This window comes from Komagataeibacter intermedius TF2 (assembly GCF_000964425.1).
GTDB lineage: Bacteria > Pseudomonadota > Alphaproteobacteria > Acetobacterales > Acetobacteraceae > Komagataeibacter > Komagataeibacter intermedius.
This window is the reverse complement of the sequence record NZ_BANF01000097.1, coordinates 1-8583: the sequence shown is the minus strand read 5'-3', so window position 1 is coordinate 8583 and position 8583 is coordinate 1. Positions and strand designations below refer to the sequence as shown.

The following is an 8583-nucleotide window of genomic DNA, read 5'->3' as shown; positions in this document are numbered from 1 at the left end:
TCGTTGGCGCAATCATTAATTCAAGATAATTCCCAACAGGCCCCAGTAAAAAAAATATTAATTATTTTTGAGATGTGTAGGAGTAAAATTTCATATTTATTTTAATTACAATATGTAGAATTTATATATTAACTATTCCGATACCATCTGAGAAAAGAATTGAAGGTGCTGCGCCCTCGCCTGAAAAGTGCGGTCCTACGATCATATCCCCAAAACATCCTATGATCTGAACGTTTTTTCTGTTGGGTATATACTGTATCAGTTAAGGCCCCTGGGTCCTTGATGATTGAATCCAGAATATTTTGACTGATGCATTCAACCCTTGTGTGTTTGCTTATTTTCTTTACAATATGCTGATATTTATTGATGTAGGCATGGATTTCTGTGAGGTTGGCAACAGTAAAGTTGTCAGCCATTACATATAATGATTCATTTACACTTCGTGTATCATTATGGCAGTCCAGTTGAAGAAACGGGAATATTTTCTTGAAATGCGGGAAATGTATGAATTGTTCTACGGCCAAACGTATAAGAAATCTTTTTTCTAATACATTTGTATGCTTTAGAAAGGGATGGTTTTCATAATAAATCGCATCACAGAAGCTGACGTCTTCAACGTCTTCCCAAAGATTCCTGATATCTTCAGTGAGTCCGAAATGGAACCAGTCACTATAATGAAAAGGCATCCTGTACAAAGTTAAAGGATTTATTGTAAATATTTCAGGTATTAATATTCTTTGTGAAAAAGAAGCATAATTTCGGCGCCTGTCACGAGCATGCCTTTTATAGACATCAATAAATTTTTTGCTCATCAGGCATAGGTCATTCCTTATGCGAAGTGTATATTTCCTTGACGCATGTTTTAGACCGGCCTTCGCTGATTGTATCTGCAGGTTGACGTTATTTAAGCTATCTGTGTCATTTTTTATAGGGGGTAGAGGAAGCGCATCGGGTGCCTTGATGATGATGTCTGCGGTATCGAATAAAACCTTTAAGGCTTCTTTTCGTATCGTATCAATTTTAAAGGCAGCATACGCAACTTCAGGAAGAATATTCTCCCCGGAATTTATTGAAAATTCTATAAAATCACAGGATGAGATAGAAACAATGATTTCTGCTTCTGGAAACATCTGGCGCCAATGGCGACAGATCAAAGCAGATTCCTGTATATTTTTCTTCAGCCATGGCCCCTGTATGACAATAGAAAGCGGTTCGCCATTTTGATGGACATTATTCAGGTCGTTGACGTCAAAATGGCAAACCACTTGCGATTATCCTATGGGATATAAATATTATTTATTCAAATATAAGAATTTTTCTTCGAATTCTTTGCCGCCATCTTTGGTCAGGGCTTCATATTCAGCCGGCACTCCACAAAAAATAACGTTTTCTTTTGGAATGACTGTATAGCGAATGTCTTTCCCGATCTTGATCAGGTGATTATAAATCGGGGCGACATATAGCTCATTTTTGCTCGGGTTTTTCCGCTCTTCGTCCAGAGCCCAGCGGAAGTCACTGATTGTGGCGAACTGATACAGGCCCGTGCAGCAGAAGTGGGAGATCGGTTCTTTTTCCGTCGTGCGGATGACCCGGTTCTGATCGCTTCCGTCGCTTTCGACAAATGACCAGTTGTCCCCTTCACCGACAAAGGTTTCCAGATACCCGTCTCCCTGAGCGGCTTTCGGCGGAAATGTAAAGCCGGGACGAAAGGTATCGATATTGAAAATGGTCATGCCCGTGGGACCGGCATCTGTAACGCCGTCCAGTCCCCGTTCGACCGTTTCCGCCTGTCCTGCTGTCATCTCATCCAGAATGACAAGACGGGCATTGGTTACGCCAAGGGCCGCCAGACGCTGACGGACAAAGTCAGGCGTGTCGAACTCCTTCCGCATGATAAAAGTGAAGGTATCCTGCCGACCAGCTTTCAGGAAACCCATGACTGAATAGTCAAAGCACGTATGATTACCAAGCGGCAGCATGTATTTGGGCCTGTCATAACCGGCTTCACGGAAACGGCGGCTCATCCCAACCATTGGAAATATAATCATGAACAGGACTCCATCATATTCTTCAGCCGGAATGTGTTGGCAAGTATCGCCTTCTGCCGCCGCTTGTCTGTTGTGTGCAGGGGAAGCATGCTCAAAAATAGCAGGGCCGTCATGGCAATGGCTGAACGATCCATGCAGGCATAGTTGCCTGCCTTCCTGCTTTTATAGATATCCAGAAGGCGTTGACGTGTGGGACCAATATCAAACGAGAGATCCAGATCGTAATCCGCAGATGTGAGATCAAACCTGTCCGCGATCAGGAAATCATAAAGCCCGAAGACCGAATGTCCCAGCTTGGAAATATCATACCGGGCATCGCCAAACATGGTGATGCGTCCGTTTGATAGCATGCCGCGCGGATCGACGACGCTGACGCGCTTGGAGCGGAAATTATAGAAGATATTCCCAAAATGAAAATCGCCATGCCACATGGTGATATCATCAAGCGAGGTTGGCACGATGGCCGAAATCAGTTCTTCCCCCAGCGTCCGTAATGACGGGGCCGGTTTTCCGCCGTAACGCCATTCCTTTGTCAGCGAAATATCATTATCCCGCGCAAAGGTTTCCAGACGATGCGCTGTCTTGCCCTTGATCATGTCATTGAAGAACAGGGAAGGATAGTCATCCCCGATTTCATAATTCCGGGGGCGGATGCCCTGCATTTTCTCAAGGAAATCCAGACAGCTATCCATCATGATTTCCCACATATGCCCCGGCAGGTTGCCAAAGCAGTACAGTTCGGACATCAGGGGAAAGAACAGGTATTCCAGTTCATAGGAATATGTTTCTTTTTCGCCTGCATCAATGAAATGCGGGGTATAAGGCCGTAATTGCGGTGGAAGATGTTGAAACCACTCTGCTTCCGCAAAAATTTTGCGCTGGGGCAGACCAGTCTTGACAACAGAACGGCCATCACTGGTGATGCTGTTGAACGACCGCGCCAGCAGTTCCTGGCACCGCGACTGGTGATAGGTGTACAGATGACCGAAATCCAGCCAGGTAATGTCATATACCGGTTCCATGGTATATGACGCTGAATATGCGTTCAGGGCCTCTATGAAACCCTCGCTATTTTCCAGGGTCGTATTGACGATTTCCTTGAAGTGTCCGGCTTCGTGGAAATTGAACAGGCCTGCCACGATATCGGTGGTCCGTTCAGCATCCCGCTGATATTCATGGAATACGTATCGTCCATCAATGACTTCGCATTCACTCCATCGTGCCAGGTGATGGGTGCTGCCGACAGCAAAACCGTTGGCTGGCCAGGTTGATTGCGTATCAATCAATGTATCGCCAAACAGGATATATACGTTGTCGCCAGATTTTATGGAATTAAGGCCCTGCGCAATACTCTGCAGCACGGATGCCGTGGCTGGCACGCGTTCAATCAGGATATTCGCAGCCTTGATACGCTCGACATCATAATGTGGCAGTTCATAGCTTTCGGGCAGCACCATAATGGGCTGCGCATCCATCGCCGCGGCCATCTTCAGCTGGTCTTCGTACAGACGACGACCCCCATTGGGCAGGAACGCAGGCGGCAGATTTCCAAATTCGGCAATCAGTTCCGGGCAGATGTAAGCGCCGCTTAGAATAATGAAATAAGCGCCCGACATTATACCTGCTCGCGTTCAAGAAGACTGACGATCTGATCGTAGCTCAACGTACGGAATTCGGATGGACGGATGGCCTTGTCGTCAATGTAGAAGCCATCATGACCACACCATGGTTTACCGACAATGATCGAATCATAGGGAACATCGTGCCGATCCAGCCATTCGGTAATGACCGGCAGCGTATGTTTCACAATGGCGGAAATATCACCCTTGTACGTACGCATGTTGCGACTGGTATGAATGGTAATATGAAACCCGTTCTTTTTGTATTCACGGATTTTCTCAATGATGTCCATGACAGGCGTTGCGTTGCTGTATTTTTTCACGGGATCACTGGACTGATCTTCGTTTTCATATGGTCTGCAGATCGTATGATCCAGATCGATTACAAGGTTTTTCATTTTGCCTCCATATTTACTATGAGAACGATCCTGTCTGGGGCTGTTTGATAATGTTATCCCCATCATTGTATTCATGGAGAATAAATTGATTATGAATCAATTTTTCCATTATATTTCGCCAGAGAGATATCTGTAAGGAATGTCTACCTGGCAAGACCCCCCATGGATGTTCCTGGAGACAGAATGGTCGTAATCAGACCAAAGAATTTATAAAACTTATTACTTGCCGAGTTGGCAATGTAGATAAGATCCTGGTCCCGCATCATGAATTTATCCGCCAGGAAGTAACTGGCGGGATTCATCATGTCCAGCTGGTACACCACCGGTGCCGTCGTGGCCTTGTCATCAATCGGCATGCCAAGGCGGCGGACGATATCGGCATTTTCAAAACGGAACAGATAAACGGCGTTGGGATCGGCGCGTGAATCCTGCGGGCCACCGTTACGCGCGATGGCTTCCGCCATGGTCAGGGTGGGCATGGTGAACTGGGTCTGGCTGACATGGCCACTGGCCCCGAAAACCGTATAGCTGCGCGGTTTGAAGGTCAGCTGTACCCGGTCCCCCGGCTGCATCAGGATGTTCTGCGCAGGCGTATTCTCGATGGTCTTGAGCGGCAGTTCGGCAATCTTGCCATTGCGCGTCAGACGGACCAGATAATCCTCATCTGGCTGGTGGGACTGGCTTGCGCCGCCGGCAAGGGCGATGACATCCAGAATGCGTTCCCTGTTGGGGGTCAGGGCCACACGGCTTGGCCGGCGGACGCCGCCATAGACCATGACCGAATTGGCGATATCGGCCGCTATGCGTACCAGTACCTGCGGGGAAAGGGACTGCTGCTTCAGCCGGGCCTTGATTGCCTCCGCCACCTCTATGGTGGTCATGCCGGCGACATGGATTTCCCCGGCATAAGGCACGCGGATATTGCCGCTGGCGTCAACGCTGAGGGGGGGCAGGTTCGATCCCGTGGACGTGCTGGGCATCGTGCTGGCGCCACCGGATGATGTCGTCGAGGCCATCATGCTTGCGCCACTCAGGCTGAACAGCGCGCTGCCGACTTCATATATCGAAACCTGCAGGATGTCGCCCGGGCCAACCCTGTCGTTATGGGTGTAGCTGACTGGCGTATTGTCCGCATCCAGACTGCTGAACAGCGGCGGATCCTCACTGGCGAGAAGGGTGATGAGGTCCGGGCTGACCTGCACGATCGCATACCCCACCGTATTACGCTTTGGGTCACGCTGGGCATGGTTGACCTGTGCTTCCGTCGGGCCGCTATACGGTAACGAATCACAGCCCGCCAGTAGCAGAAGGGCTCCCCCAACCGCCGCAAAATGCCGACCTTTTCGAACTCGCCGTAGAACTGAATCCAGGTTTTTCGGAAGACAGGAAATGGTCAAGGCAACACCGCGACTGGAGGTTGAGTGAAGGCGGAGAACAGGGTTGAAGGTATCTACCATGCATTGTGCATGTTTGACGTGTACGGTCGGCAAATATCTATGGAAAGGCCTTTTATCACGTCATATTTTAACTGGCTACGCTAATTAGTGGGGTGGTTGCGGCCCTGCAGATAGCAGAAAACCGCGCGAACAGACAGTCTGCCACCCATGTCTGGCAACAGGATGGCAATTTCGGAATCTGTTATGGGAATTGAAGAAATTCTGCACCTGGCCGCAGGGTTATGGCTGGACCGGCTTTGTGCATGGCAGCCTGAAAACAGGAATGTAGATAATATTTTAGGTGGGTAACTGGTATGCAGGAGGCGGGGTGTCGTCGGCCGGACAGGATGCGTGGCGCGCAGGATCAGGACGTCGCGTCTGCCACAACCGGCCTGTTCTTGTGACCGTCATATCCGTGGGGGTGCCTTTTGCGCCAGTTCAGGGCCGTTGCGACAATGGAATCAATATGCTGGTGTTTGGCCTGCCACCCCGTTTCCATGCGGATCCGCGATGAATCGGCCACCAGAATGGCCGTGTCTCCCGGGCGGGGCGGGGCCCATTCCCATGGTATCCTGCGTCCGCTTACGCGCTCGACGCTCTCGATGACTTCAAGGTTGGTCACTCCCCGTCCATTGCCCAGATTGTAGGCGACCGACCTTGTATCCAGCTGGTCAATCACGTGGATATGCGCATCCGCCAGATCGGTCACATGGATATAATCCCGGATGCACGTGCCATCCCGTGTATCGTAACTGTTGCCAAATATTTTCAGGGCAGGCTGCAACCCCAGCGCCGTATCGATGGCAAGCGGAATAAGGTGGGTTTCCGGGCGATGATCTTCCCCCAGCCGTCCCTGCGGGTCGGCACCGGCAGCATTGAAATACCGCAGGCAGGCAGTGCGCATTCCATAAATACGGTCAGCCCACAGCAGGGCGCGTTCAATGAAGAATTTGCTGTCACCATAGGGGGATGCCGGGTTGACCAGCGCATCATCCGTAATCCGCGACAGATCGCGTTCATCACTGAACAGCGCCGCCGTGGAAGAAAAGACAAAGCGTTTTACCTGATGGGATGTACATGCCTCGATCAGGTTCAGGGAATTCATGATATTGTGCCGCAGGTAGTGGAATGGCTCCGTAATGGAGTGCCCGACTGATGACAGGGCGGCAAAGTGGAACACCACGTCCCAGTTGTCCTGCGTCACGGCGTCATGTGTCGCCTGCGCATTGCCCAGGTCAACATGCCAGAACCGGACCCCGTCGGGGATGGCGGCACGATGACCCGTGCTGAGGTCATCCAGCACGACAACGTCGTGCCCTGCATCCAGCAGGCTTATGACCACATGGCTCCCGACATACCCCGCCCCACCTGTAACAAGACATTTCATGGATCGGTGTCGGTTTCCCTGTCAGGCCGGAACGTAGGGAGGGAAGATCAAGCACCGCAAAACCTACAGGAGATGGCTATTGGCGGCAATGTGTGGCCTTCTGCCTGTCCCGCGCATGGTCTGCGCGACTGGCCCGGTGTCCGATCCGCCAACCGGGGCATCAGGTCCGCAACGGTCGGATGCAGGCTGGAAGCTGGTGGACCTATAGCAGCTTCATGATTTTAAGCAGCAGCCACGTGATCATCATGAACACGAAGCAGATGCCGCCCGCTTCCACCGTTCCCAGAGAACCGGCAGCAAGGAACATGCCACCCGTGTTCATGCCGAAAAACCCGGTCACGAATGTCGCAGGCAGCATGAGGGTGGTCACGATGGATACGGTGTACAGGCGGCGGTTGGTTTCTTCCGCCTGACCGGACGCCAGTTCGTCCTGCAGCGATCGCGCACGGTCCTGTAAGGCCAGAAGGTCATCAAGGGCTGCATGAATCTGGCGCTGCGAACGGTCGCGGATGTCATCTTCCGCCCATTCGGGCAGTTCCAGATCCTCGTTATGGAAAATGCGATCCACGGGCGAAATCACGCGCCGCAATTCGGTCGAACGACGCCGCACACGCCCGATCAGCCCGCTTATGCGGCCGAAATCGGTATGCTGGTCCAGCGTCAGCAGCAGATCCTCGGCACGGTCCAGCTGGTCATCCAACATGGCGATGTTGCGCCGGACAGTATCGGCAAATTCCAGCAGGGTATGGTCGACCACTTCGGCAGGGGAGTCGAAGGCCGCCCGCTGCATGGTCCGGTAAATGACCCCCAGGGCCGGAACCGGCTGGCGGCGCGTGGTGATCAGCAGGGTGGGCAGGACCGCGAACCGCCATGCGGACAGGTTCTTGTCGTCTTCCGACATGGCATCGTCAAAGCCGGGCAGGGCGCCATAGACGATATCGCCTTCGGCCTCGACATTGGTGCCCCGGTCCGTGCTGCCCAGGGCAAGGCGTACTTCTTCGGGCAGGCAGGGAATGGCCTGGATGTGCGCGCGGCTGGCGGTGTGGACAATGTCATAATGCAGCCAGACCCACGAATCCGGCGTGCCGGGCGGCAGGCCGTCCAGCGCGCGGACGATCTGTTCATCCGTCAGGCGCTCGGGCTTCTGGCCCGGCTGGCAGGCAATGGCCCAGACCACCCCGTTGGAGACAGATGATGCGGAGTCGACAGGCAACCCGGTGGCGTTGTCCATAATGGGGAAATCGGGGACGTTTTCCATCGCGTATCCCTCCGTCATGCTGCCGGTCCCGGCCGGTTCTGGTGATCCTGTCTGGCCGATACGAAACGGGCGGCCGGTGGCCGTTGGCCACGCGCCCGCCCGTCCATTACGCCAGCTGCGTCTTATTTCATCAGGTCAGGGGAGACCTTGCCGCCATTTGCCGCCAGCTTCTGCATGACCTGCTTGATCAGCCAGACATTCATGGACGCGGAATCGTTCATGTCGCCGGTATAGTGCAGTTCCGTCGCCAGTTCCTTACGCGCGGTCAGCGAGCTGTCGAGGCCCAGCAGCTTCAGCAGATCCACGATGGAGGTCTGCCAGTTCAGCTTTTCGGGGTTCTTGGCCGCCAGCGCGCCCAGCACGGCGTCCACGTCCACCGGCTGCGCTGGGGCGGCGGGAGCCGCAGCCGGAGCCGCTGCTGCAGGTGCTGCTGCGGG

General features: G+C 52.7%; 8 protein-coding genes. All 8 read right to left on the bottom strand.

The window, feature by feature from the left end:
* Window positions 1–128: 128 nt before the first annotated feature.
* Window positions 129–1265: a WavE lipopolysaccharide synthesis family protein gene (locus B7449_RS12395; RefSeq protein ID WP_141654690.1), complete on the bottom strand. Its 1137-nt coding sequence runs from the start codon at window positions 1263–1265 to the stop codon at window positions 129–131.
* Between the two features lie 27 nt (window positions 1266–1292).
* A complete protein-coding gene (locus tag B7449_RS12390; RefSeq protein ID WP_039736419.1) occupies window positions 1293–2048 on the bottom strand; it encodes a glycosyltransferase family protein in 756 nt (251 codons plus the stop codon).
* The gene (locus B7449_RS12385; RefSeq protein WP_039736421.1) at window positions 2045–3664 is read right to left on the bottom strand and encodes a capsular biosynthesis protein; all 1620 of its coding nucleotides are present in this window, start codon (window positions 3662–3664) and stop codon (window positions 2045–2047) included. Before B7449_RS12385 ends, B7449_RS12390 begins: the two co-directional genes overlap by 4 nt.
* Window positions 3664–4065, bottom strand: coding sequence for an HAD-IIIC family phosphatase (locus B7449_RS12380; protein ID WP_039736424.1), 402 nt, complete (start codon window positions 4063–4065; stop codon window positions 3664–3666). The genes B7449_RS12385 and B7449_RS12380 overlap by 1 nt, the downstream gene beginning before the upstream one ends.
* 143 nt (window positions 4066–4208) lie before the next feature.
* Entirely contained in the window at window positions 4209–5282 is a 1074-nt protein-coding gene (locus B7449_RS12375; RefSeq protein WP_141654691.1) for a polysaccharide biosynthesis/export family protein, read from the bottom strand.
* Between the two features lie 583 nt (window positions 5283–5865).
* On the bottom strand, window positions 5866–6888 hold the full coding sequence (gene galE / locus B7449_RS12370) for a UDP-glucose 4-epimerase GalE (protein WP_048883670.1): 1023 nt from the start codon (window positions 6886–6888) through the stop codon (window positions 5866–5868).
* Window positions 6889–7090: 202 nt separating this feature from the next.
* Window positions 7091–8164 (bottom strand): transporter, encoded by a 1074-nt coding sequence (locus B7449_RS12365; RefSeq protein ID WP_373321504.1) that lies wholly within the window; start codon window positions 8162–8164, stop codon window positions 7091–7093.
* Window positions 8165–8268: 104 nt separating this feature from the next.
* Window positions 8269–8583 (bottom strand): DUF3597 domain-containing protein (locus B7449_RS12360; RefSeq protein ID WP_048883671.1); only part of this gene is annotated, 315 nt, incomplete at its 5' end.